Source organism: Shewanella saliphila (assembly GCF_014648295.1).
Lineage (GTDB): Bacteria > Pseudomonadota > Gammaproteobacteria > Enterobacterales > Shewanellaceae > Shewanella > Shewanella saliphila.
On record NZ_BMQV01000022.1, the window covers coordinates 26,185 to 51,947 of the forward strand.

General features: G+C 42.3%; 18 protein-coding genes and 1 tRNA gene. 13 read left to right on the forward strand and 6 right to left on the reverse strand.

All coding sequences use genetic code 11. The annotated features are described in order from the left end of the window. Window positions 1-65: 65 nt before the first annotated feature. The 4 genes from IEY48_RS11655 (at window position 66) to IEY48_RS11670 (ending at window position 3,850) form a co-directional block, all read left to right on the forward strand. A complete protein-coding gene (locus IEY48_RS11655; protein ID WP_188920485.1) occupies window positions 66-278 on the forward strand; it encodes a YejL family protein in 213 nt (70 codons plus the stop codon). A gap of 83 nt (window positions 279-361) precedes the next feature. Further along, the gene (locus tag IEY48_RS11660) at window positions 362-2,152 is read left to right on the forward strand and encodes a DUF3413 domain-containing protein (RefSeq protein WP_188920487.1); all 1,791 of its coding nucleotides are present in this window, start codon (window positions 362-364) and stop codon (window positions 2,150-2,152) included. Between the two features lie 246 nt (window positions 2,153-2,398). Next, window positions 2,399-2,475, forward strand: a tRNA-Pro gene (locus tag IEY48_RS11665). 436 nt (window positions 2,476-2,911) lie between these two features. After that, window positions 2,912-3,850 carry an alpha/beta hydrolase gene (locus IEY48_RS11670; protein WP_188920489.1) on the forward strand — a complete coding sequence of 313 codons (939 nt, stop codon included), beginning with the start codon at window positions 2,912-2,914 and terminating at the stop codon, window positions 3,848-3,850. 154 nt (window positions 3,851-4,004) lie between these two features. Here IEY48_RS11670 and IEY48_RS11675 read toward each other — a convergent pair whose 3' ends face one another. Continuing rightward, window positions 4,005-5,714: an AMP-binding protein gene (locus tag IEY48_RS11675; protein WP_188920492.1), complete on the reverse strand. Its 1,710-nt coding sequence runs from the start codon at window positions 5,712-5,714 to the stop codon at window positions 4,005-4,007. 323 nt (window positions 5,715-6,037) lie between these two features. Between IEY48_RS11675 and IEY48_RS11680 the strand changes: the two genes are divergently transcribed. Next, window positions 6,038-9,394, forward strand: coding sequence for an MHYT domain-containing protein (locus IEY48_RS11680; protein WP_188920494.1), 3,357 nt, complete (start codon window positions 6,038-6,040; stop codon window positions 9,392-9,394). 12 nt (window positions 9,395-9,406) lie between these two features. Beyond that, window positions 9,407-10,402 (forward strand): response regulator, encoded by a 996-nt coding sequence (locus IEY48_RS11685; protein WP_283106252.1) that lies wholly within the window; start codon window positions 9,407-9,409, stop codon window positions 10,400-10,402. A gap of 238 nt (window positions 10,403-10,640) precedes the next feature. Here the strand turns inward: IEY48_RS11685 and IEY48_RS11690 are convergent, their stop codons facing one another. The 3 genes from IEY48_RS11690 to IEY48_RS11700 all read right to left on the reverse strand — a co-directional run bounded on the left by IEY48_RS11690 (window position 10,641) and on the right by IEY48_RS11700 (window position 15,057). Continuing rightward, window positions 10,641-12,254 (reverse strand): PepSY-associated TM helix domain-containing protein, encoded by a 1,614-nt coding sequence (locus IEY48_RS11690; RefSeq protein ID WP_188920496.1) that lies wholly within the window; start codon window positions 12,252-12,254, stop codon window positions 10,641-10,643. Next, complete coding sequence (locus IEY48_RS11695) at window positions 12,251-12,550, reverse strand: hypothetical protein (RefSeq protein ID WP_188920498.1); 300 nt, start codon at window positions 12,548-12,550, stop codon at window positions 12,251-12,253. Before IEY48_RS11695 ends, IEY48_RS11690 begins: the two co-directional genes overlap by 4 nt. Before the next feature lie 371 nt (window positions 12,551-12,921). After that, window positions 12,922-15,057: a TonB-dependent siderophore receptor gene (locus IEY48_RS11700; RefSeq protein WP_229786415.1), complete on the reverse strand. Its 2,136-nt coding sequence runs from the start codon at window positions 15,055-15,057 to the stop codon at window positions 12,922-12,924. A 272-nt stretch (window positions 15,058-15,329) separates the two neighbouring features. Here IEY48_RS11700 and IEY48_RS11705 point away from each other — a divergent pair, with 272 nt between their 5' ends. Together IEY48_RS11705 and IEY48_RS11710 are read left to right on the forward strand one after the other, a co-directional pair. After that, window positions 15,330-15,506: a DUF6435 family protein gene (locus IEY48_RS11705; RefSeq protein WP_188920500.1), complete on the forward strand. Its 177-nt coding sequence runs from the start codon at window positions 15,330-15,332 to the stop codon at window positions 15,504-15,506. A gap of 244 nt (window positions 15,507-15,750) precedes the next feature. Further along, the gene (locus IEY48_RS11710) at window positions 15,751-16,080 is read left to right on the forward strand and encodes a hypothetical protein (RefSeq protein WP_188920502.1); all 330 of its coding nucleotides are present in this window, start codon (window positions 15,751-15,753) and stop codon (window positions 16,078-16,080) included. Window positions 16,081-16,088: 8 nt separating this feature from the next. On the opposite strand, the gene msrQ is transcribed toward IEY48_RS11710, so the two are convergent. After that, window positions 16,089-16,694, reverse strand: coding sequence for a protein-methionine-sulfoxide reductase heme-binding subunit MsrQ (gene msrQ / locus IEY48_RS11715; RefSeq protein WP_188920504.1), 606 nt, complete (start codon window positions 16,692-16,694; stop codon window positions 16,089-16,091). Further along, a complete protein-coding gene (gene msrP / locus IEY48_RS11720; RefSeq protein ID WP_188920506.1) occupies window positions 16,694-17,731 on the reverse strand; it encodes a protein-methionine-sulfoxide reductase catalytic subunit MsrP in 1,038 nt (345 codons plus the stop codon). The genes msrQ and msrP overlap by 1 nt, the downstream gene beginning before the upstream one ends. Before the next feature lie 267 nt (window positions 17,732-17,998). Between msrP and rmuC the strand changes: the two genes are divergently transcribed. From rmuC to IEY48_RS11745, 5 genes are all read left to right on the forward strand, one after another. Continuing rightward, window positions 17,999-19,516 (forward strand): DNA recombination protein RmuC, encoded by a 1,518-nt coding sequence (gene rmuC / locus IEY48_RS11725; RefSeq protein WP_188920508.1) that lies wholly within the window; start codon window positions 17,999-18,001, stop codon window positions 19,514-19,516. 97 nt (window positions 19,517-19,613) lie between these two features. Then, entirely contained in the window at window positions 19,614-21,542 is a 1,929-nt protein-coding gene (locus tag IEY48_RS11730) for a transglycosylase SLT domain-containing protein (RefSeq protein ID WP_188920510.1), read from the forward strand. A gap of 116 nt (window positions 21,543-21,658) precedes the next feature. Further along, on the forward strand, window positions 21,659-22,570 hold the full coding sequence (locus IEY48_RS11735; protein WP_188920513.1) for an AAA family ATPase: 912 nt from the start codon (window positions 21,659-21,661) through the stop codon (window positions 22,568-22,570). A gap of 20 nt (window positions 22,571-22,590) precedes the next feature. Next, window positions 22,591-23,685, forward strand: coding sequence for a DUF58 domain-containing protein (locus IEY48_RS11740; RefSeq protein ID WP_188920515.1), 1,095 nt, complete (start codon window positions 22,591-22,593; stop codon window positions 23,683-23,685). Then, the gene (locus IEY48_RS11745) at window positions 23,685-25,736 is read left to right on the forward strand and encodes a transglutaminase TgpA family protein (protein WP_188920517.1); all 2,052 of its coding nucleotides are present in this window, start codon (window positions 23,685-23,687) and stop codon (window positions 25,734-25,736) included. The genes IEY48_RS11740 and IEY48_RS11745 overlap by 1 nt, the downstream gene beginning before the upstream one ends. Window positions 25,737-25,763 lie beyond the last annotated feature (27 nt).

Below are 25,763 nucleotides of genomic sequence, written 5' to 3' on the forward strand. Positions count from 1 at the left end.
GGCGATAAAGCGCTAAATCCGTTATTATGTGCAGCTAATTCATTCTTTATTGAAGTTTTCTGACTATGGCAATTCAATCTAAATACACTAACACCCAAGTTGAAGCTCTTATCAGCGAGATGCTTGCTGTATTAGCTAAGCACCAAGCTCCTACCGATTTAAGCCTAATGGTATTAGGTAACTGTGTGACCCATTTACTCGACAAAAAAGTCCCAAATGAGTCGCGCCAGCAAGTTGCAGAGCAATTTGCCAAAGCGTTAACACAGTCGATTAAGTAATCGACAAAATAAAATTTATCACTACGCTAACAATCAGTTACACTGAATTAGTCTGTGATAATAACGTAGGAATACCCGTAAACATGATCGAGCGCAAAAAGCAGCAAATGACGCGTGACAAAGTGTCACGCTTAGTTAATTGGGGTCACTGGTTTGCCTTTTTTAATGGCATATTGGCGATGCTAATTGGCGCTCGATATATTGGCAGTGTGGGCTACCCAGAAAGCGTTATCGGCTGGGCCTACCTGACCATCAGTACCATAGGGCATTTTACTTTTTTAGCCTTTATTGGTTACTTAATATTTATTTTCCCGATTACTTTACTCCTACCCTACTCTAAAATTTTACGTGGTTTTGCCGCCTTTATTGCATCACTCGGACTCTACACTCTACTGTATGACACCATAATTTATGACGACTACGGTATTCATTTAAGTCCTTTTGCATTCGACCTAGCCTGGCAAGACCTCAACGCATTGCTGCACAGCACCTCATACATTGTAACCCCCATCGTCATTGTGTTAATTGAGTTAACAGCAGCCAACTTTTTATGGAAGCGCATCGATAAAATACAGAAAAAACAGTGGGGTAACCGCGTTGTGCTTTTTGTCGGTGCTTGCTTTGTCAGTAGCCACTTGTTCCACATTTGGGCCGACGCCACCAACATGACCGAAGTCACCCGTTTCGACGACGCTTATCCTGTGTCTTATCCTGCAACTGCGCGCTCGTTTATGGAAAATCACGGCATTGACAGCAGCATGCAATCGGTTGAATCACGCTCATCTACATCGCGCAAATTAAGCTATCCACTCAATCCTTTGCAGTGCAGCGCAGACAGCCAACCCAACATCTTATTTATCACTATCGACAGCTTACGTGCGGATATGGTCGACAATGTCACCATGCCTTACTTAACCCAATACCGTAATCAAAATCAGCGCTTTAGTCATCATTTTAGCGGTGGCACTGACTTTGACACCAGCATGTTCACCTTAATGTACGGATTACAAGGCAATTACAGCGACCGCAAAGAATTTACCAGCACAGCGCCAATATTAACCAGCGAGCTGAGTAAACAAGGATATCAACAAGCGTTTTTTGCCCCTAAAATGAGTGACGACATCACCAATGCAGCCATATTCAAAGGCATGCAAATGCACACCAGCGCCGGTGATAATGGCAGTGCAGATGCAGACATCAACACGATTAATGCCGTAAATGCGTGGCAATCAAGTCAAACACAACCTTGGTTTGCACTGGTAAACCTCACCGCGCCTGAAGATTACGACACCCCAATAGGCTTTTTAGGTGTACAAACTATTAAGCCGAATATGGCATTAAAGCCCGCGCAAAAAGTATTGTTTAATCAATACCGTCAATCGCTTAATTTTATCGACCAGCAACTCGCCATTTTGCTTGATAATGTCAGTGACGACACAATCGTGTTGATTACCGGCACATATGGTCAGGTCTTTACCAGTAACACCAGCGATGCCCGTAACGATTTATCGCCTGGTAATGTTAAAGTGCCGCTGATTATTCATTGGCCAGACGGACATGGAAATAAAATTAATTACCGCACCAGTCATTACGGTATTGCCCCCACTTTGCTCAGCCAGGTATTAGGTTGCACCAACCCAAGTACTGATTACAGCTCTGGGCGTAGCTTGCTAGAGCCCAACAGCGAAACCTGGGTGTATATTGGTGACAGTAGCCGTTTTGCGATTTACCAAAAGTCAGAAATCACTGTGCTTGACCGTTTTGGTAAGTACCGAATTTACGATTTAGAGTATAAAAAACGCTTAAACAAGAAGATGAGCGCGCCAGAGTTAATCCAAGTCATGCGTGAAGGTCGGAGGCTCTACAATCAGTAGCACGACCAATGCTCAATAATAACGTGTTACGCCAAAGCATTGATGTTTTAAATCGTAAAGTTACAACATTGAATTAATACGCTTTTCAATACAGCTGGATAGTTTATAGTCAATCGACAATGAGCTGATAACTAACAGCTTGCACTAGGCAAATACAGTTGCTAAAGTGCATATCCACTTAGTGACCCCAGTATAAAATACTCGCTAAGTTATGATGTTTGTATCAACACATGCATTAACAAAATTCGGTATGTAGCGCAGCCCGGTAGCGCACTGTCATGGGGTGTCAGGGGTCGGAGGTTCGAATCCTCTCATACCGACCAAATTAAAATCTAATGTCGATTGATTATTGATAATAGAAACAACAAAACCCCGTATTAGCCTAGCTGATACGGGGTTTTGTTTTTATACCTTAAAGAAAATAAATCCAGCTAAGGCTTGTCCGTAAGTATGGCATGGCTATGAACGATATGCCCGTTTGAATGAATTCGTTTCGTGAAAACTAAGTATAAGATTTCAGTTAATAACTACTGAGTTTCTAATACATTGTATTCAGCTAACTATTAATGAACCCGTTGTGTATAAATTTGTAACTTAGCTTCTCAAAGTGACAATGTTCATTTTATCTATGTCCCTAGTGCGGGGGTGATCGCGTCAATCGTAAATACCTTTTGTTAATCCTTAACGATACATACGTATTCACACTGAATTAACATAATGGCATGTAAGAATGAATTTTTATGATAATAAGGCGTTGCCATGAAATTCGTGATTTTATTATTTAGCTTGTCGTTTTTTTTATCCGCTCCAGCTAATGCTGACGCCCCGTCTCCAAGTGTCAGCAAAGGCCAAATCGATACCATTCAGCCATTTAAGTCTACCTATGTAAAAGACCGTTTTTTAAGCGTTTGGTTACCACCTGGGTATAACAAACAAAGTCAGTATGACGTGCTTTACATGCACGATGGCCGCATGTTGTTTGATGCCAATAGCACCTGGAACAAGCAAGAGTGGCGAGTAGATGAAGTCGCTGGCGAGCTGATTGAACAAGGAAAAATCCGCCCAATAATTGTGGTGGGTATTCCTAATGCGGTCGAAAATCGCCACAGTGAGTTTTTTCCACAGCAACCGTTTGAACGTTTCTCGCCATCAAAACAGCAAGCCTTATATAAAATCAAAAAGTACGCTGATCACCCGTTATTCGCTTCAAAAGTGTATTCAGACAACTACAGCCTTTTTATTGTCAACGAAGTCATCCCTTACATTGAAGCCAACTACCCGGTGAATAAAGGGCAGCAACATCGTTATTTAGGTGGCTCAAGCATGGGCGGGCTAATCTCGTGGTACACCTTATTAAATTACCCTGACCAATTTGCTGGTGCGATTAATATGTCGACTCATTGGCCTGGGACCTTTAGTGCAGAAGATAAGGTTTTTCCTGTATTTCAACAATATATAGCGGCCAATTTGCATAAACTGACAAATCAAAAAGTCTATTTTGATTATGGTGATAGCACCCTGGATGCCATGTACCCAGAGTTACAAAAACAAATCGATAAGCTATTTATTGAACAACAATACCCAAAAGATCAGTGGCGCAGCCTTTATTTTCCAGGAGCAGATCACACAGAGAACGCATGGGCTAAGCGCTTGCACGTACCGTTAATCTTTATGTTTGGAACGAATAAATCATCATAAAACGGTCCGATGGGTATCATCATTTATATAAAAGGCACTGCGAATGTTGCTTTGTGGGTATTGCCCCACAAAGCAAAACGTTCAGCCCAATTACGACTTCATTTCCACTAAAAGCTCACTCAACAACGACTCAGTTTTATTCCTAAAATAACGCTTAATTTATCGCCTGATAGAGTTCTTGGTACATCAACTCGCGCATTTTAAATTTTTGAATTTTCCCCGTTACTGTCATTGGGTATTGATCGACAAATTTGATGTAGCGCGGCACTTTAAAATAAGCGAATTTTTCGGTTAAAAAGTGGCGAATATCGTCTTCGGTAATCGCTGCATTGGCGCGAACTTTAATCCAGGCACAGACTTCCTCACCATATTTGTCACTTTGCACGCCAAATACTGCGGCATCTTGTACATCTTTGTGAGTGTAAAGTTTTTCTTCAATCTCCCTTGGGTAAATATTCTCACCGCCGCGAATGATCATGTCTTTAATACGACCCACAATTTGTACATAACCCAGCTCATCCATTTGGCCGATATCACCAGAATGTAACCAACCGGCACTGTCAATGGTGGCCGCCGTTTTCACCGGGTCATTCCAATACCCTTGCATAACACAGTAACCGCGACTGCAAACCTCACCCGGTTGGCCAATCGGCAATACCTCACCAAACTCATTTATAATTTTAACCTCGGTATGCGGTAATGCACGGCCAACGGTAAGCACTTGTTTTTCTATGGGTGAGTCAATTTCGGTAATGTGATTCAGTGGGCTGCATTCAGTTTGGCCATAACCAATTAACACTTCCTTCATGTACATCAAATCTTGTACGCGGCGCATCACTTCTTCAGGACACGTCGCCCCAGCCATAATGCCAGTGCGCAATGAACTGAGATCAAATGAACTAAATTGCGGATGCTCTAACAAGGCAATAAACATGGTTGGTACGCCATGTAATGCGGTGCAGCGCTCTTTGGCAACCACGTGCAACGTTGTTATTGGGTCAAATGATTCACCGGGATATATCGCTGCCGTGGCATGAATCACACTCGCTAAACTACCTAGCACCATGCCAAAGCAATGATACAAAGGCACTGGAATGCATAATTTATCTGTTTGGCTCAACCCCATCGCATCAGCCACTAAATACGCATTATTTAAGATATTATGATGCGATAGCGTCGCACCTTTAGGGCTGCCCGTGGTACCCGAAGTAAATTGAATATTAATTGCATCATTGGGTGTTAACGACTCTGCGATGCATGCCAATGTGTGTTTATCTTCTGCGCTAACACTTTGCAATAAATCATTAAAATTAAGCATGCCCGGCGACGTTTCGCTGCCCATTCGAATAACATAATCGAGTTCAGGTAACGCTGTAGACTGGAGTTCACCTATCTTGCTACAGGCGAGTTCAGGTAGGAGTTCATTTAACATCTGCAGGTAATCACTAGACTTAAATTTATCAGCACAGATCACCGCACGACAACCTACATTACCTAATGCATATGCTAACTCTTCGGGTCGATAAGCCGGGTTAATACACACCATAATCGCGCCAATTTTTGCGGTGGCAAACTGCGTTAAACACCACTCAATATTATTAGGTGACCATATCCCAACTCTATCTCCGGGTTCAATGCCCAACTTAATCAATCCCGTCGCTAACGCATCAATTTGTTCACAATATTGGCGATAGGTCCAACGGATGTTTTGATGGTGCACTACTACCGCTAAATTTTCAGGATACTCGCTCGCAATGTCAGTTAAATACTGCCCAATGGTTTTAGAGATAAGCGGCGTGGAATAATTACCATGGTATTCACTTAACGTGAGTGGGAATTGTGTTTGATGATGTTTGATGGTCATTTAAGCCTCCTTGCGTGCCATTGTATTAGGACAAACTACCTAAAGAACGACATCAGTCACAAGCAAAATAACCCTTCATTAGACTAAAGAGGCATGGAGAATATTCTTTCCAATTAACATAACAATCGAGTCGTAACCCAAGACAAATGTTAACAATGCAAGGGGTAACGAGCAAAACCCTACATAATAACGTAAAGATTATAAGTAAATATTGATTTGACGCATACTTTAATTAAAAATCAACCAAATGACTGGTGTTTTTACTTTTGGCGCCGATACACACTTTATCAATCACTTTAATAGCGGCTCTCATCAACAACATTATGCCTGAAACACTAACGACATTATTTTCTGTTACAGATGAAAGTCTACTCATTGTTGGTAATTTTCAACCTCTTGTTGTATTCATCTCAATAGCTATTGCGGTGTTTGCCTCCTATATGGCAATGCAAGTGGCCTCACAAGCGACCGTGACAGTCAACGTCGTTAAACGCCATTTATTGCTCTCTTGTGGCAGCATCGCGTTGGGCGGTGGTGTTTGGTCAATGCACTTTATTGGTATGTTGGCATTTAGCCTATGTACACCAGTGAGTTATAACGTCGGGATCACAGCATTATCATTTATCCCTAGCATTGCTGCATCTTGGGTTGCGCTCAATGTCATCGCGATACACAAGCCAAGAGTCAGTCACTTTATTGTGGGAGGGGTTTTAGTCGGCGCTGGCATTGGCACTATGCATTATGTGGGCATGTCAGCAATGGAAATGGCGCCACTGTTACGTTATGACCTGCTTTATTTTGGCTTATCGATTGTCGTTGCCATTGTGCTGGCCATCTTTGCTTTGTGGGTCCGTTTTAGCCTAAATCATTTAGGCAGTTTGCGTTTAACAGAGTTACATAAAAATATCATCGCAGCATGGGTCATGGGCTGTGCAATTTCAGCGATGCATTATATCGGTATGGCAGCGGCGCGTTTTGTAAGGCCACCTGGGTTTGAGTTTTCAGAACAAACCACAATGGTGTCACTCTACTTAGGCATTGCGGTTGCTACGATTACCATGGTGATCATTCTCTTTGTACTCACCGTTAACATGTTAATTAAGTACCAAGCCTCTTTGCACGCTGCAAAACTCAGTGAAGCACGTTATCGCGCCACCATTAGCACCGCCATTGACGGCATAATAACCTTTAACGACAAAGGGCAAATAGAAAGCGGCAACCAAGCTGTAGAACATCTATTAGGTTGGCGCCTCGATGATATTTGTCACCAAAATATACGCCAGTTTATCCCTGCAACTTTTATCGACGACTTTAATTCCTATCTGCGCAGTTATTCAGATGACACATTAAGCAATCAAATAAGTGATGGCCGCGATGTTGAAGCCATACACGTTAACGGACATACCATTCCTGTTAGAGTGTCTATTGGCCATGCCTGCATTGAAGGCAAAAGTCTGTTTGTAATGTACATCAGTGATTTGCGTCATCGTATTGAAATGCAGCGAGCGCTGATAAAAAGCGAAGCACAATTTAGGTCATTAATAGCCAACATTCCAGGTATTGCTTATCGTTGTTTAAATACCAAAAACTGGCCCATGGTCTTTATCAGTGATGCCGTTGAAAGCATTACTGGCTACCCTGCAAGTGACTATCTCGGAGAACAACCCAAACGTAGTTTTTATGAACATGTTCATCCAGATGATGTGGAGCAAATTACTCATCAAGTCACTTCAAATAAAGTGTTTATTCTTGAATTTCGTATTTTTAACGCCAATGGCGATATTCGTTGGCTGATGGGCTATGGTACCCATGTTGATGATATAAGTGTTGATGATATAGACAGTAATAGTCATTGGCTCGACGGCTTTATTATGGACATTACCCAGCGCAAAGAATTGGAGCAATCGCTGATGATTGCTAAAGATAAAGCGGAACAAGCTGCATCGTCGCGCGCCGCGTTTTTAGCTAACATGAGCCATGAAATTAGAACACCAATGAATGCCATTATTGGCTTTAGTGACATTTTACTCGACGACAAATTACCTGCTGCACAACACAAACATCTGCATACCATTAATCAGTCTGCCAAATCATTATTGCACTTGCTTAATGATGTTCTCGACAGCGCCAAACTCGACAAAGGTAAATTTGAATTAGAACTGCGTGATTTCTCTGTTATTGAAGAAGTCGACTCTGTGGTATCAACCTTGTGGCTACAAGCAAGCAGCAAAGGACTGTATTTAGATGTGAATGTGACTCCCGATGTAGCCCAGTCTTATCACGGCGCCCCCGATAGGATCCGTCAAGTCCTCACCAACCTTATCGGTAATGCCATTAAGTTTACCCAAGAGGGTGGCGTGAACATTAATGTCAGCGTGAAACCTAAAAGTGGTTGCATTGAATTTGCCATAAACGATACCGGCATTGGTATGACACAAGCACAATTAGCCTTGGTATTTGATGCATTTGCTCAGGCAGATGCCAGTATGAATCGCCGTTTTGGTGGAACCGGTTTAGGCACAACCATTAGCCAACAATTAGTTGAGTTAATGGGTGGAAAAATCACCGCCAACAGTACTTATGGCAAAGGCAGTTGCTTTAAATTTGCCTTACCATTAGCTGCGCCTAAACAAATACAGCCTGTAACTGAACAACTATCGAGTTATGCCATTAATCCATTAACCGTATTAGTGGTAGATGACATTCAGCAAAATATTGATTTATTGACTATTGTAATGAAGCGCCAAGGTCATACAGTGATAACCGCACGCGACGGCAAACAAGCCCTACTGCGCATGCAGAGCGATAACATCGATATCGTATTGATGGACGTGCAAATGCCCATTATGGATGGATTAACCGCATCTCGCCTGCGCCGCGAGCAAGAAGCAACCCAACAATTAACCCACATGCCCATCATTGCGTTAACGGCCAGCGTGCTACCTGAAGATAGAATCGCGGCTATGGATGCCGGCATGGACGGATTTGCCAATAAACCCATTGATATTGCATTGTTAAATCATGAAATAGCGCAAGTATTAAAACTTGATATCAATATAAACACGCCTGAAACAACGCAAAACACCACAGAAAAACCACAAGTGGTTAACGACAAAAAAGGCATGAACCTGTGGGGCGACAAAGCCACATTAATCAAAGAGATTAACGGCTTTATCCTCAAGCAACAGCATTGCATTGCCGCGCTAACACAGCTAATTATTGAAGATAACTGGTCAGCAATACAAGCACAACTGCATGGATTAAAAGGGTTAGCCGGTAATTTAGCTCTGCCGCAATTAACCCGCTTACTCACCGATGCTGAGCGGCTAGCAATGACAAAGTCAGCTCAAGATTTACTGGCCACATTGCCCAATATTGAACACGCCTTTAGCAAGGTAAGTGACTATATTAAACAACAACCAATAGCGTCTAAAAGCGTCGAAAACACGCAACAAGAAACCTGTATCAACCCTGTTACGTTGAAACAGATTATTAATCGAATACGCCTTGCAGCCAAAGATAACGAATACAATGAGGCCGATCTTAACTCGTTGATGACAAGCATACCTTCAGTGTATCGCCTTAAATGTATATCAATTCAACATGCCTTAGACGATTTTGAATTTGAACAAGCGTTAATTGAGCTCGATAATCTCGACGCACACATTAATGCACAATAAAGAATTAAGCAGATGATATTTAACCGACAAGATAGTAAACAAACCATCCTGATTGTGGATGACGAGCCAGCAAACCTTAGAGTATTAAAAAAAATGCTCGAGGATCAATACCGCCTCATTTTTGCTAAAAGTGGTGAAGAAGCATTGCGCCTAGTACAACGTGAACTGCCAAACCTGATTTTGCTTGATGTTATGATGCCAGGCATGACAGGGTTTGAAGTATGCGAACAGCTCAAAGCGGACATGCTTAGCAAAGCTGTACCGGTTATTTTTGTCACCGCGCTTAATGACGAAGTTGATGAAACCAAAGGATTTGAAGTCGGCGCCGTTGACTACATCACCAAGCCAGTATCACCAGCAATCGTTAAAGCACGAGTACGTACTCACCTTTCACTGGTGCAGGCAGACGATTTACGCCGTACCCGTTTACAGGTTATTCAACGTTTAGGCCGCGCATCAGAATATAAAGACAATGAAACAGGCATGCACATTATGCGCATGAGCCACTATTCAAAAATCATTGCCCTCGCCTACGGTTTATCTGATTTTGCCGCCGACAATTTACTCCACGCCGCGCCTATGCACGACATAGGTAAAATCGGTATTCCAGACAGCATTATGCTTAAGCCGGGAAAACTCACCGACGAAGAATTTACCATCATGAAGACTCACCCAGAAATTGGTGCTGAAATTCTCGGTGATTCTGACTCAGACTTAATCGCATTGGCCAAAGTGGTGTCCTTAACTCACCACGAAAAGTTCGATGGCAGTGGTTACCCTAACGGCTTAAAAGGCAAAAACATCCCGATTGAGGGGCGCATTGTGGCCATTGCTGACGTATTTGACGCGCTTACTAGTAAACGGCCTTACAAAGAAGCCTGGACAGTAGAACAAGCGATGGACTTTATCGAAAGCCAAAGCGGTATTCACTTTGACCCCGATTTAGTCGTCTTATTACAGCAATGTTTACCCAGTATCTTGTACATTAAACAGCGCTGGCAAGACTAAGTCATTAACAAAAAATGCACTCGCAAACTTTTAAATAGCTCAATTTATGCCAACTAAACCCGCAACACTGGTTTATAGCGTGTTTATCCATAGGGTTTTATGGCACCGGCTAACACCCCGACAGCCACACTCAATCGCAGTGCCATTGCCATTTTACTCGCGGCAGAGATTGCCCCACAAAATAAACGTCTAGCAATATGTATCAAGCTTGTTCATGGGCTTAACCGATTGCCGCTATTTATGCTTTGCTTAGCATTATGGAATCCACTGGTTTCTCTGGATTGGGTAAGGCCCATATGCTATTTCTTTCACCTTGGAATGCTCTTTTTCTGGTTTTAAGAAAACCATAAAAGAATACCGCAGAAAAAAACAATGCTATCCCCTCAATAACGAAACTTGAAAAGATTAGAGGTTGCAGCAACCCAATACTCGGAAACAACAAAGCAATAACGGAAGTTAGCGGGATCAATAAACAACTCACAAATAATATCAACTGTAAATCAATCGCACTTTTAGCCGCCCCACGAATAAAACTGTATAGCAGAGCACTTAAAAAGCAAACGTAATAACACCAAAGGTAATGAGTATTAACCTCTGAACCAAACAGATATAACCATTTACTGACTAATAAAGTAACCACAACGGCCATCATTGAACCTAAGCAGGTTCCAACCGTAAGTGACGCCATAATACGGCTAGATTGACTTTGTTGAGGTTGCTTTTTACGACGTTTTTCCAACCAAAGTAAGTTACCACTATAAAATATAAAGGCGCCTAGTAACCCTAAAATGAAATATACCCACCGCCCAACGTCCCCAGCGAAGCCGCCAAAGTGTAATGAGAAAAATCCAGATACGATGGGTGTGTATACCTCTTCATCGCTCAATGGGATACTGCTGTAATTAACGTTTAGAGTATAAGGATTCATGTAAATGAAATCCCCCGAACTCACTCTCATCATTTCCTGTTGATTAATAATAGTGATACCGACACTAGGATTTGCTGATGATAAACGTGAAAAAGCCATTGATTCAATTTTATACCCTTCTGCAATATCATCAATTTTATTAAGGTAAGTCGAAATAGGCGGGAGCTGTTCAACAGTATATTCAATAGTGGGCTTATCTCTTATTTCAAACATAGGTTCATCGCCATAAACAAGACTTAAACCATCATAGAAAAAATCATGAAAAGCGAATACGATAACCGTCCAAGCGATAATCAAATGAAATGGTAAACTAATAATGCCCACTAAATTATGACTATCAAGCCACAGTCGATTGCTGCCTTTATTTGGCCTTAATGCAAAAAAACTTTTTACTAAGGTCGGCAGTAAAATCACCACACCAGAAACTAATGCTAGAAAATATAACACGGATGCGACGCCTAAAATTAACACACCAACATCTTCATGCCCTGCTTTACCGGGTATGCCAGCGGTTCGATGCAGCATATCAATTAACTCACCCAACTCATTTGTTGGATTAACTTGAGTGATTAATTGACCATCCTCGGATAGCGTTGCATGTTGCATCACATTATTAAGAGCCAACTCTCGTCCACCACCGCGTTCAAACCAAGTTAATGGTGACAAGTGCTCATTAAAATTAACGGTAAAGTCTTGTTCTGCTTTAGCAAATGTTGATGAGGCTTGTTGTATCAGTTTGTCGAACTTCTCAATAGGGATCTGTGGTAACTGGTGGCTCGCGGGCGTAGCCCAGTGAGTGATCTCATGTTTAAACATGGTTAGCGAGCCAGCATAAAATCCAATAAATAGCACTAAGCCCGCAATGATGCCGGTCCAAGTATGAATCGACTGATAGGTACGTAAAATATCTCCACGAACTCTCATGACAACCACCTTAAGATGAAAAAAATACCATAAACAATGGCATTTAAAGAGAGTAAATAAACCACCGCATTAACACCTGTTTTAAATAAATAACTCAATGATAAAACCAAGATCCAAATAGGACAGATCATCCACATGTTAAATTGAACTTTTACTGGCGCATCAATTCCGCCATAACCATACCAAGCAAAAATGCCGACAATGCCATAAGCCAACATTAAACCGAAGAGAAGTCCCGCGAGCGTTTTACTCCACCAATGCGGCTGAATCTTTTCATTAGCTGATAACCTGACCATTATTGATTACCTTTAACATAAAATAAGTGATTAAGGCTTAATAGAGGGATAACCGTAAGGGCGATAATGATTGTCAATATCCAAATAAAAATCGCGGCACTGACCACAAACAAAGAAAGCCATAAAAATAAGGATATGCTCCAACAAAAAAGAGTTATCCACCTCCAATATTTAACCAATGGCTTAGTCATTAAGTTCTGATTTTTGTTGGTGAGATAAAGAACTGCCGCACCTGTAAATGTCAACAGTAATGATAAAAATGTAAACATCGATATAAACCTTTAAATAAATAACAAACCATGAATATCTGCCGCGAATAAATGATTTATTCGCGGCAAATTAATCGTTGGATAATGTGTGTTAAACGATATTTAAATACTCATTTTTACTTTTACCGCAAAAGTACGTGGCTCACCAATGCGTAATGCACCGTATGCGTCACCAACGGCCCAAAACTCTTTATCAAACAGGTTATCTACAGAGCCAATAATCGTTAACGACTTATCATAAAGAGTAGTGTTGTAGCTTGCCCCTGCATAAAATAAGTTATATGCAGGTAACTCCCAATTATTATTGGAATCTAATGTTGTTTTTCCAAAATGTTTAGCGCCTAAATTAACCGCTAAACCTGGTATGGCGTCAAAATCATAATTAGTTTGTATCGTAAATTGTTCGTTAGGTGTACCAGCAACATCATTACCTTCCACTGCACTATTGGTTTTATCGTATGTCGCATCTAACAACATTAAATCGCCATATAAAGATAAATTATCGGTCACTTCCCATGCGGCACTAAATTCAAAACCTTGGTAAATACTCAGTCCATCCTGAATAAGGTAATTATCATCCGTGACCAATGTTGCACCACGTTCAATACGGAACAGTGCAGACGTCATTGACCAACCGTCACCTGCGGTTTTAACGCCTAATTCATATTGCAGGCTTTCTAAAGGTGGCAATAATTCATCAGCATTGGCATACGTTTCACCCACATAGGAAGTCGTACCTTCAAATGATTCAACATAACTAACATAATAGGTTGTATTCGTATCAGGCTTGTACATTAATGCCGCAGTTGGAGTCACGGCGCTGTCTTCATTATATGCTTGATATGAAGAGAAATACTCGCTTGGAGTGTGCTCAATTTGAGTGCCCCTAATACCTAATAACACTTCCCATTCGTCAGTAAGCGATATAAAGTCACTAACATAAAAAGACTCTTGTTTATCAGTCCAAGCCAGCGATAAATTATCTTCTAAGGTTGAATTGTAAGCGGGTAAATCGACTGGGTCGTAAAGATTATCGGTGCCATACCCCCAAGTCACTTTGCGATTAGGGTCATTTCGGTAGGTAGTCGACTTTTGATAAGACGCGCCAACTAATAAGCTGTGGCTTATGCTGCCAGTGTCAAATTCGCCATTAGCTTGTACCTGTACTTGGTCATAATTAACATCAAAATATTGGTCATATAAGGCAATATCGATATCGCCGGTGGAACTTTCTAAATACGCTAAGGTTTTTACCCAACGAGTTTCATTTTTAGAATAGTCATACTCAAAACGAACACTCCACGTTTCATCAATGTCCCAATTTAAGCTCGTAAGTGCCACGATATTTTTATAATCGTCAAAGGTACCTTCAGGGGCAATGCTACGAGTACCACTTACAGTATCAGGCAATGATTCGCTGCTATCTAAATTATTGCTCATGGTTGTCCATGAGTTTTCAGTTAAACGATCACTGTAAATAACATCAACGGTCCAATAAAGAGAATCGGTGAGTTGCGCATCAAACGCTAATGAGGCGGTTTCACGATCAATGGTGCCATTTTCTAAATAAGTGTCACCTTCTTCTTTAACTAAATTAACTCTAATACCATATTCATCATCTTCACCGATTCGAGTACTGGCATCGATATGCCCACTGAAGACACTGTCACTGCGCAAACCAAAATCAACAATAAGTTGATCTTCTTTGGCTTTTTTAGTGACATAATTCACTACCCCACCCGGTGCGGCCATGCCATACATGAAACCAGAAGCCCCCTTAAGTAAGGTGACTTGTTCAAAAGCTTCATAAGGTAATTCGCCACTAAAATTATTAATAGACATGCCATTTATTTTAAAGCTATTGGTATAATCTAATGGCAGACCACGCACCCGAATAGTCGAACCAAAGGTGCTGTATGCGCTACCATCAACTGATACTGAAGCTTCTCGGCTAAAAAGACTATCTAGCGTATTGACCTGACGGATCTCCATATCTTCAAGCGAAATCACATCGACCGAAAAAGGGGTTTCTAAGAGCGTTTTATTGCCTAACGCCCCCCCATTATTACCAGCGCTTAGCTCTGTCAATTTATGGCCGACAACACTGATCGATTCAATGTCATTATTATGTTGTTCAACGTCATCCTCTGCGGTCTCTGCGTAACTGTTTAGAGACAATGCACAAGCACATAAAGCAGCTAATTTGTTTTTGGAAAAGTGTAAACTATTGTTCTTCATCGAATATCCTATTTAGTATTTATAAAAAATACACCTCTAAATAGATGTTTGCTTACTCGTTCAACATCACAAGATGAAAAAACTTTAATACTAATGATAATCGTTATCAATATTATTTACACTACGGCTGTAATCTTTACTTTACTAAAGGCGGATGATGAAAATTAAAGCAACAAAATAGTGAACTTCAACCAATAAATAAAAGCGGAAAACGTAAACCACGAACCGATTTACGTCGTATCAGTAACACTACCAATAACAGAGTGCCTTAAATGTTTTCATTCTTAAAATCAGACCCAATCAAAAAACTGCGTAAAACCTACGATCAAAAGCTTGAGCAAGCCATGCAAGCACAGCGTAAAGGCGACATTAAAACCTACTCACTATTAACCGCTGAGTCAGAAAACCTTTGGCAACAGATTGAAGCGCTAGAAAAATCGAGCAAATAAGTTAACGACAAAGTGAATAACTGGCTATGTTTTGAAATACTGCAGTCTCGCTCAGACAGGATAATAATGGGGGAACAGCAAAAAAGCCGGCTACTTTAGTACAGGCCAAAGTTGGCTATAAAAGGTAGTAAAAAATGATATCTCATTAAATAAACATGAGTAATTTGTGAACAAACATAAGGAATAAATTAACCATAAGGCTTATGCTGACTACCAAATCGATCGTCAGTTTGAGGACAACATTATGTGGTGGCGTGTCATCATTATTACCTTAGCCTTTTTATTGTTAGGTGCGCACTTTGTTCGCTTTAGTCAAACTGAGTGGGCTATCATCGCTTGTGTGATGCCGTTATTGATGTTTATCCGTCACAATATCATCAGTCAATTATTAAAGTTTACCCTACTATTAAGCGTTATTTTTATCTGGGCAGTCACCACGTTTAACTTTATAGACATGCGCATTAGCTTGTCTGAACCTTGGCTCAGACTGGCAATGATTATGGGTGGAGTGATGATATTTACCTTGTTTGCTGCGTTTTGTACCAATGGTTTAAACCAACGATTACGTCATTAATTGGCTCATTATCGCTTTGGCATCAGCCATTTTTTGATACTGACTCTGCGGTAAAGTAGTAATCCAACAAACAACGCAATATAAATACTCGGCTCAATAATTTCAGACTTTACTGACCAGTAAAAATGAATAGGCGCCAATAACGCAACCACATAAATCCAATTATGCAATGGTTGCCATTGTTTGCCCATTTTGCGTTTAATCTTGTTTGGTGATGTCAGCGCAAGCAAAGTCACAATCATTAACGCGGCGGCACCCACTAAAATGTACGGCCGTTTAATCACCTCTTCAAACAATAATCCCCATGCAAACAACAAATCTAAGCTAATAAATGCAACAATGTGCAATAGAGCATAAGCAAACACATACAAGCCGACTAAACGGCGTGTTTGCATAAGCGCTGCCAACTTAAAATGTTTGGCAATGGGTGAAATCAATAAGGTGGCAAGTAAGCTATTTATCGCCCCCATGCCGGTGTAATGGATAATATATTGCACCGGGTCGCCACCCGCATTGTCTGTCATCACTAACGCAACAAGATACAGAGCAGGCAATAAAAACACTACGTGCAGCACAACCTTAAGCCAAAACACACCGCGGGGGCTTAAACGCATTAGTAAAACTTCCTTAAATCTATGTTTTTATATAAATCAGCAACAAAGTCACCGTAACCATTGAACATTTGCGTAGGAATACGCTTAGCCGAAAAGAGTCCGCCCTCACCAATGCTACGTTCGCTTGCTTGCGACCAGCGCGGATGATCAACCTCAGGGTTCACGTTGGCATAAAAGCCATACTCATGTGAGGCTAATTGGTTCCAGCTTGTTGGTGGCTGTTTATCCATCACACGAATGCGCACTACCGACTTAATGCTCTTAAAGCCGTATTTCCATGGCACAACTAAACGGATCGGCGCGCCATTTTGTGGCGGCAGAGTCTTACCGTACAAGCCCACGGCTAAAAACGGTAATTCATTCATTGCTTCTGCAATGGTTAAACCTTCAACATACGGATAATGAATACCACCGCCCATTAAACGGCTTTTTTGCCCTGGCATTTGCTCAGGATCAAACAAGGTTTCAAATGCTACATGGGTGGCATTTTGTTTCACCCCAGCCTCTTTTAATAAAGTCGCCAGTGAAAAACCGACCCAAGGTACCACCATCGACCACGCTTCAACGCAGCGTAATCGATAGGTCCGCTCCTCAAGAGCAAAGCGTTTAGTCAGTGCCGCTAAGTCAAGGGTAATGGGCTTATCAACTAAGCCATCAATGACCAATGTCCATGGGTCGACGTTAAAATCTTGGGCATTGTCATATGGGTCAGACTTACCGGTACCAAACTCATAAAAGTTATTGTGGCGTGTGACTTTATCTTCTGGCGTTTTCACATCAGGCAACACAAATTGACGAGGTGTAGAGTAATTTAAGCTTTGAGTGGTAAATGCATTTTTGGCTTTTTGCTCGCCAAATAAATCAAATATGCCCGCTTGTACTTGCCCTGGTAAACTGGCGCCTAACGCACCTAAACCTAATACTTTTATAATATTACGGCGGTCATTAAATACAGATTCAGGAGTCACTTGATTGTCAGCGACATGCCAAGGGGCCCGCTGCAATATGCCTGGAGTAAATCGATTTTTACGCGCCATAAATCACCTCTTAAAAGCTTATTTTGTTATTTTCTGCCATCTGTAATGAATAGACAGGTAAACGAATGTATTTATTTCAAATGACATAAAAAATAATGATTAATACTTTTTAACAAAAGCCTGATATCACTGACTATACGGCTTTACCAGTGGATTAGTTTTAAATTTAATCATTAACAATAAAAAATCATTAATTCCTTATTTTGCCCCTTGCAGGCAATTATTAGCCGTGCGACCCTTAACCATTATTTTCTATCGGTTTTTGTTATGCCTTTTGCTGTGTCGTTAACTCCTCCTCAAATTGCAGCGCTGATTGCGGTTGCGTTTCTTGGCTTTTTAATTGGAGCATTAATCAATCAACGTTTAACTCGTCAACGCTGGGAACAATTAAAAGAGCAACATGAACAAGAACACCTTGCATTAATCAACGAAGCCCATGCTGAAGTGTCGAGATTGCAAGATATGCTCGACGACAAAACGGATCACAGTAATCATCTGCAAAATAAAATCGAAAGCTTAATTTCACAACTCTCAACAGCAGAAACCAAAGCCGATCGGGTTTATACCGTCGAACAGCAGCTAGTCGATGCTCAACATCGCTTGATGGAGTCTCAACTAAACTTAGCTAAATCAAATGCTATCCAACAAACCATATTGGTGAAAGCCGAAACCGAGCAAAAGTCATTACAAGACAAAATCGCCCTACTCGAATCAGCAGAAGAACGGCTTAAACTGCAATTTGAAAATTTAGCCAATCGTATATTTGACGAGCGTAGCGAGAACTTTAAACAACAAAACGTCTCACAAATGGACGGCGTGCTTGGACCATTAAAACAACAGCTTGAGGGCTTTAGACGCCAAATTCACGAGTCTTATACCCATGAACAGTCTGAACGTAGCGCGTTAAAACACCAGTTAGACCACCTGCGTGAACTTAATCTAAAAATGAGTCAGGATGCCATCAACCTCACTAAGGCATTAAAAGGCGATAACAAGCAGCAAGGCAACTGGGGCGAAGTGATTTTAGAGCGCGTACTACAAGAAAGTGGTCTACGCGAAGGCCATGAATACCATATTCAACAAGATTTAAAAGACGACAACGGCAAACGTTTTAAACCCGATGTTATCGTCCATTTGCCAGAACAAAAAGATGTGGTGATTGACGCTAAAATGTCGCTAGTCAGCTATGAGCGTTATTTTAATAGCGAAGACAAAGACATCCGTGAGCAAGCCATCAAAGAACATGCACTGTCGATTAGGCAGCACATCAAGGGCTTGAGCCAAAAGGACTATCACAAACTGCATGGGCTTAAGAGTCTTGATTATGTGTTGATGTTTATTCCTATTGAGCCGGCCTTTTTGTTAGCCATTGAATACGACCCAAGCCTGGTTAATTTTGCCCTTGAACATAACATTATGCTGGTTAGCCCAACCAATTTATTAGTGGCCTTGCGAACTATTAACAACATTTGGCGCTATGAGTATCAAAACCAAAATGCCCAAAACATTGCCAAGCAAGCTAGCCGCATTTACGACAAGCTTTGTGGCTACCTAGAAGACATGGAAAAGCTTGGCCGCGCATTAGACAGTGCAGATAAAAGCTATCAAAACGCCATGTCAAAACTGTCTTCGGGTAAAGGCAACCTAATTAGACAAGCGCATGTTATGCAGCAGTTAGGTGTCGACACCAGCAAGCAACTTGATAAACAGCTGTTAAACCGCGCGTTAGATGAGTCTATTGACGCTGGCGATGATGAAACTGACACACAATCAGTACAAAATTAATCTTTATTTAATTAATACGCGCAATAGTAACCCTTAGGCGTAAGTAAACCGTATACCTTATCGCAAACGAAGTATTGAGGCGGAGATTCTCTTTTAAATGCGTAACACTTGGGCTAAAAAACTGATTACTGGTGCATTAATTTTGGCAGCTCCCTTGGCTTTTATTAGCCAAGCCTGCGCGCTAACAACGCAGCAACAAACGTACCTTGACGCTCGCAAAGCGCTCGACAACAAACAACTGGATAAGTACCAAACATTACGCAATAAATTAGCCGACTATCCGCTCACCGTTTACCTTGATTACCATGCCAAAATGGATGGTATTATGCAATCATCAGGTAACTCTGCGCTCACTGCAATTAACCAGTTTGATACCACCCCGCTGTACAACAATCTTCGTTATCGTTACCTGCTCAATGCAGGTAAAAAACAGCGCTGGCAAGACTTTTTAGTGGTCTCTCCCGACACGCCAAACGACATTCGTCTGCAATGTTATTTTTATCAGGCACAGCTTGATGCGGGTAATAAAGACATGGCATATAAAGGCATCGAGCGCTTATGGGTACATGGCTACTCGCGCCCCAATGAATGCGATCCAGTATTTGATAAGTGGACAAAAGCGGGTCATCGCAGCCAAGAAGTCATTTGGCAACGCATGCTACTGAGCTTTAATGCCGGTCAATCTAGCCTATTGAGCTATTTATCGAAAAAAATCACTCAACATAAAACCCAGGCTAAATTATTGATGTCGGTGTATCGCGACCCCAATATATTGCGCCACATGAACAAATTTGACAGTTCAAAGCCGATTATCGGCAATATTGTCGATGTGGGATTACGAAAACTGGCCCGTAAAGACTTACATCAAGCCATAAAATTGTATGTAAAGTATCAAAAAGCCAACCGTTTTAGTGACGTTGAAGCGCGCCAGCTTAACCGTTATTTAGTACGCCGAGCATTAATAAAACAAGACACTCAGCTGGTCAGCCATATCGACAACATGCTGCCATTACTGGCATCTGACGATTTATACGAAATGCGTTTACGCTGGGCACTGCGCGAGCTTGACTACAGCACAGTAGACACCTATTTGGGTTTATTAAGTGATAAGGGTAAAGCCAATCCACGTTGGCTTTACTGGCAGGCTAAAATGCTTGCCCGCAAAGACAAAACTAAAGCAACAGAGTTACAGTCGGCGTTAAGTAGCCAACGTAATTTTTACGGTTTTAGTGCCGCAGAAGCGTTAGGTAATCCATTGTCGATGAACAATGACAATCTGGCGTCTAACCCTGAACTACAAGCTAAGCTGCATCAAGACAAAGGCCTTGCTCGAGTGATTGAACTCATGGCATTAGACAAAATTATCGACGCTCGTAATGAATGGGTTTACCTAATGCGCCGACATAACAATGACATGACTGGGCAGTACGGATTATACGCGCTACAACAGGGCTGGCATGGCTTTAGTGTTGAGTCGAGTATTCAAGGTAAATTGTGGGACTCATTGGCACTGCGTTTCCCTCTGGCTGCCAATGATGAATTTGTTAAAGCCAGTAAAAAATATAACGTCAACATTGATGAAATTAGAGCGATATCACGCCGCGAAAGTGCATTTTATCCTTATGCAACATCAGGCGTGGGCGCGCGCGGTTTAATGCAATTAATGCCAGCAACCGCTAAACAAACTGCTAAAAAGAATAAAATTGCCTATAAGCAGGTTAAAGACTTATACGACCCTAAAGTCAACATCATGTTAGGCAGTGCTTATTACAGCGAGTTGCTCAAACAGTTTGACCAAAACAGAGTCTTGGCCACCGCAGCCTACAACGCAGGTCCTGGCAGTGTGCGTCGCTGGCTTAAAGCGTCAGATGGCACCTTAGATGCCATGACATTTATTGAAACCATTCCATACACCGAAACCCGAGAGTACGTGCAAGCCGTATTCAGTTATCGGATGATATTTCAACAAGATGGTCAATCAACCAATAGCATGTTTAGCCCTAAAGAACTGAGTTATCGATACTAGCTTTACACTCGCGCTCAGGGTAACGTATTAGATTGATGATCGATGGGATCATCAATCTGCAAACCACCACTTAGCTACAACCTCAATCTCTAGAGGTTAAAATACTGGGAGCGTTCGTGTCGCAATCAACTATCGAAACCTTATTAAAACAACTAGCAAGCGTATTGTTAGGCAAGCCAGAGCAAATTAAACTGGCGGTAACCTGTATTCTTGCAAAAGGTCATTTACTGATTGAAGACTTGCCAGGTATGGGTAAAACCAGTTTATCCCAAGGCATTGCCAGCAGTTTAGGCATGAGCTACCAACGTATTCAGTTTACCAGCGACATGCTACCTGCCGACATTCTTGGGGTGTCGATTTACAGCAAAGAGCAGCAACAGTTTGTGTTTCATAAAGGCCCAGTATTTAACCAAATGCTGCTTGCCGATGAAATCAACCGTGCCAGCCCCAAAACTCAAAGTGCGCTGCTTGAAGCTATGGCTGAGCAACAAATCACTATCGATGGTATCACCCATCATTTAAGCTCACCTTTTTTTGTGATTGCCACTCAAAACCCATTAGATCAAGCCGGTACTTTCCCGCTGCCAGAGTCACAACTTGATCGCTTTATGATGCGTATTTCGATTGGTTACCCAAGTCATGACGCCGAATTGGCCATGCTAAAAACCCACACTCAAGCCACTAAACAAGCTGCATTATCCCAATGCATTACCCCACAAGAGTTGTTATTGCTACAGCAACAAGTGGCGCAAGTGTCGGCGTCGGATGCGGTGCTGAATTACCTTATTGCCTTAGTCGATTATTCGCGCCAGCACGATGTGGCCAGTGGTTTATCGCCAAGGGCCAGCATTGCACTGTTGCAAGCAGCAAAAGCATGGGCGTTTATTCACCAGCGCCAATATGTGGTACCAGAAGACATTCAAGCGGTATTTGCCTCGGTTGCAGAGCATCGTATTCGAAGCAGCAGTCAGTTTCAGGGGCAGGCACTGTCTGACACTATACTGGCCAGTGTTAACCCCATTCGCTAACGCTAAGGGTCAACATTAACATGAGCAAACAAAACGCCAACAAAGCTCAGTCAGGTTCTAGCAAACCGTCGTGGCTGCAACGCCTTATCCCCGCGTCAGTGACAAAACGCTGGGATCGTTGGCTCACTCGGCGTTTACCGCCGCAAAAGCACATCACCTTAAGCCATCGCAGTATTTTTATTTTACCCAGCGGCTTTGGTTTATTTTGGATGGGGCTGATTGTGCTGCTCTACTTATTTGGCACAAACTACCAAAACAACTTAGTGATAGGTCTAAGCTTATTGTTAGCCAGCGTGTTTCACACCTGTATTATTTACAGCTACAAAAATCTTGCAGGCCTCAGTTTTAATGCGGTGAATCCGCCAATAGCCTATGCCGGCGACGACAGCCCATTTCCGATCATGCTAACCGGTCATACACGCAATAAACACAGTGACACTTCCCATCAACAAATCTGTTTGCAGTTTAGCCACCAGCGTCATGTGCGCTTAAAACACATGGAGCAACAATCCGTGGCTGCGGTGCCATTTGAACATCCAAAACGTGGTCACTTAAATCCCGGGCGTATAAAAGTGTCATCCAATTTTCCGTTAGGCTTATGCCGAGCATGGTCATACGTCGACCTTGATATTCATCATGTGATTTTTGCCAAACCCGAAGCCAGCGACATAGTGCTCTCTAGCCAAGTGAGTGACAGCGACAGCCAATATGAACACGGCAAATTACGCCCAGGTGTCGATGATTACAAAGGTCTACGTGCTTATGTTCCGGGAGAATCTCTTAAACAAGTCGCGTGGAAACAATGGGCCCAAGATAAAGGCATGTTGTCAAAAGAGTTTGCCGAGCCAGAAGGCCTACCCGTTTGGCTTTCGTTAGCCCAAACCAATGGTAAAGATCTTGAGCAGCAGCTCAGTCGCCTTGCCTGGCAAGTCGATAAACTCAGCCAAACCCAGCAAATTTTTGGTTTAATACTTGGAAACACTGTCATCAATCAACACACTGGTGAAGCACATCGCATTGCCTGTCAAACGGCAATAGCAACTTATCAAGCCTACGGCAGTATCAATCCCGACTTTACCCCAAGCTCGGCCAACCTCGATACAGAGGCGACATAATGAAAGATAATTTTGACGCCATCATTAGCCGTAATACCCTGTTTTGGTTATTAGTCACCAATGTAGCTGTGTTAAGCCCACTGTATCAACAAGCCACGCTGTGGAGCATCGGCATCTGTGCTATTTGCTTTGTCTGGCGAGTCGGAATTTACCTGGGTAAAGTGGCCGCACCGCCAAAGTTACTAGTGACATCACTGGCCATCGGAGCGGCAACAACCCTCGCCTTAGTCTCATCCGAAATCGGTTTACTGAACGCATTAGTCAATTTACTGATTTTAGGCTACGCCCTTAAATACATCGAAATGCGCGAGCAACGAGATGTTAAAGCCATTGTGCTAGTGGGGTATTTTTTGATTGCCCTCACCTTGCTCGACCAGCAAGGCATGCTCAACACCTTGCATTTATTTACGGTGGTTATCATTAACACCGGCATTTTGATCAGCGTCTATCAAGATAAATCTAATAAGTTCGCCAACCTTGGCTTTAGCGTTAAATTAGTCTTACAAAGTCTACCATTAGCTATTTTATTGTTTGTGGTGTTTCCACGCTTGGGCCCTTTATGGCTAGTGCCTAATATGAAATCGGCTACCACTGGTTTATCTGACGAAGTGTCTTTTGGCGACATCAGTAAATTGACCCGCTCAGCAGAGCTGGCCTTTCGAGCTGGCTTTGAAAACCTAGACGGCAGTACCACAGGCCCTGCAAACCAAGATTTATATTGGCGCACCTTGGTAATGGAAAGCTACGACGGCAAAACATGGCGTCAGGACCCGAGCATTAAAAATTTACAACGTCAGGCGTTTTTTCAAAAACCACAACGCGATAAAGCCATACTTACTGGGCAAAGCCGTAAAATTGATTACATCGTCATTAGCGAACCCAGTCATCAAAAATGGTTATATGGCCTCGACGAAGCCTTTAGTGACAACAGCCAAGTGGTTGAGCTGCCAGACTATAGCTTGTATTCGCTCAGACCTGTCGATCAGCGTATGAGCTATCGTGTTACCTCATACCCAGACAGCGTCATGGAGCCAACGTTAAAAGACAATACCAAAAAGTTGAATTTGGCTTTGCCGCCCAACAGTAATCTTAAAACCCAAGCTTTAGCGAAAAAATTTGCGCAAGATTATCCCGATCCACAAGCGCGTTTAAACGCCATGATGAATTACTTTGCCGAGCAAGCTTATTATTATACCTTGAGCCCGCCGCCGGTTGGCGAGCAGCAAATTGATGATTTTTTATTTGAAAATCGCGCCGGATTTTGTGCACATTACGCTTCAGCAATGGTGTTTATGGCCCGAGCGAGTGGCCTACCGGCACGTATGGTGACCGGTTATCAAGGCGGCGAATACAATCCACAAGCGGGCTATTACAGCATTTATCAATACATGGCCCATGCCTGGACAGAAGTGTGGCTAGAAGGCAAAGGCTGGCAGCGTTTTGACCCCACCGCCATGATTGCACCACAGCGCATTTTAGATGGCTTTGACGCCACATTCGACAGCCAAAGTAGCTACCTGCAAGACAGCCCATTTAGCACCTTAAGAATGAAGCAATACCCCTGGCTTAACGAATTACGCCAGCAGCTCTCTAGCCTCGATTACTATTGGAGCGTGTGGGTACTGGGCTTTGATGAAGAGCGTAAACAGCAGGTGTTATCAAAACTGCTAGGGGATGTCACCAGCAGTAAAATTGCTTTAATGATGATTTTTAGCTTTATCATCATTGCTTTAGTGATTGGTTACTATGCCGGATTATTTAGTCAAAACACCCAGCAAGATCCGCTGAATAAACGTTATCAGTTGGTGTGTCAGCGTTTAGCTAAACGAGGTATACCGCGCCCGCAAGGCCAGGCACCACAAGATTACGCTAACGATGTAGTGGCACGTCTCAGTGACAAACATCCACGTTTAGCGGCCGACTTTAACGCACTAAGCCAGGCCTTTATGGCACTCAAATATCAACCGTTGACGCCAGAGCAAAGCCAGCAACAACAGCAGCAATTTTTGCGCTTATACCGCAAATTACGCCTACGTTTATTACGCAGTTAACCTTCTACATAGATTGAGTAAAACAGT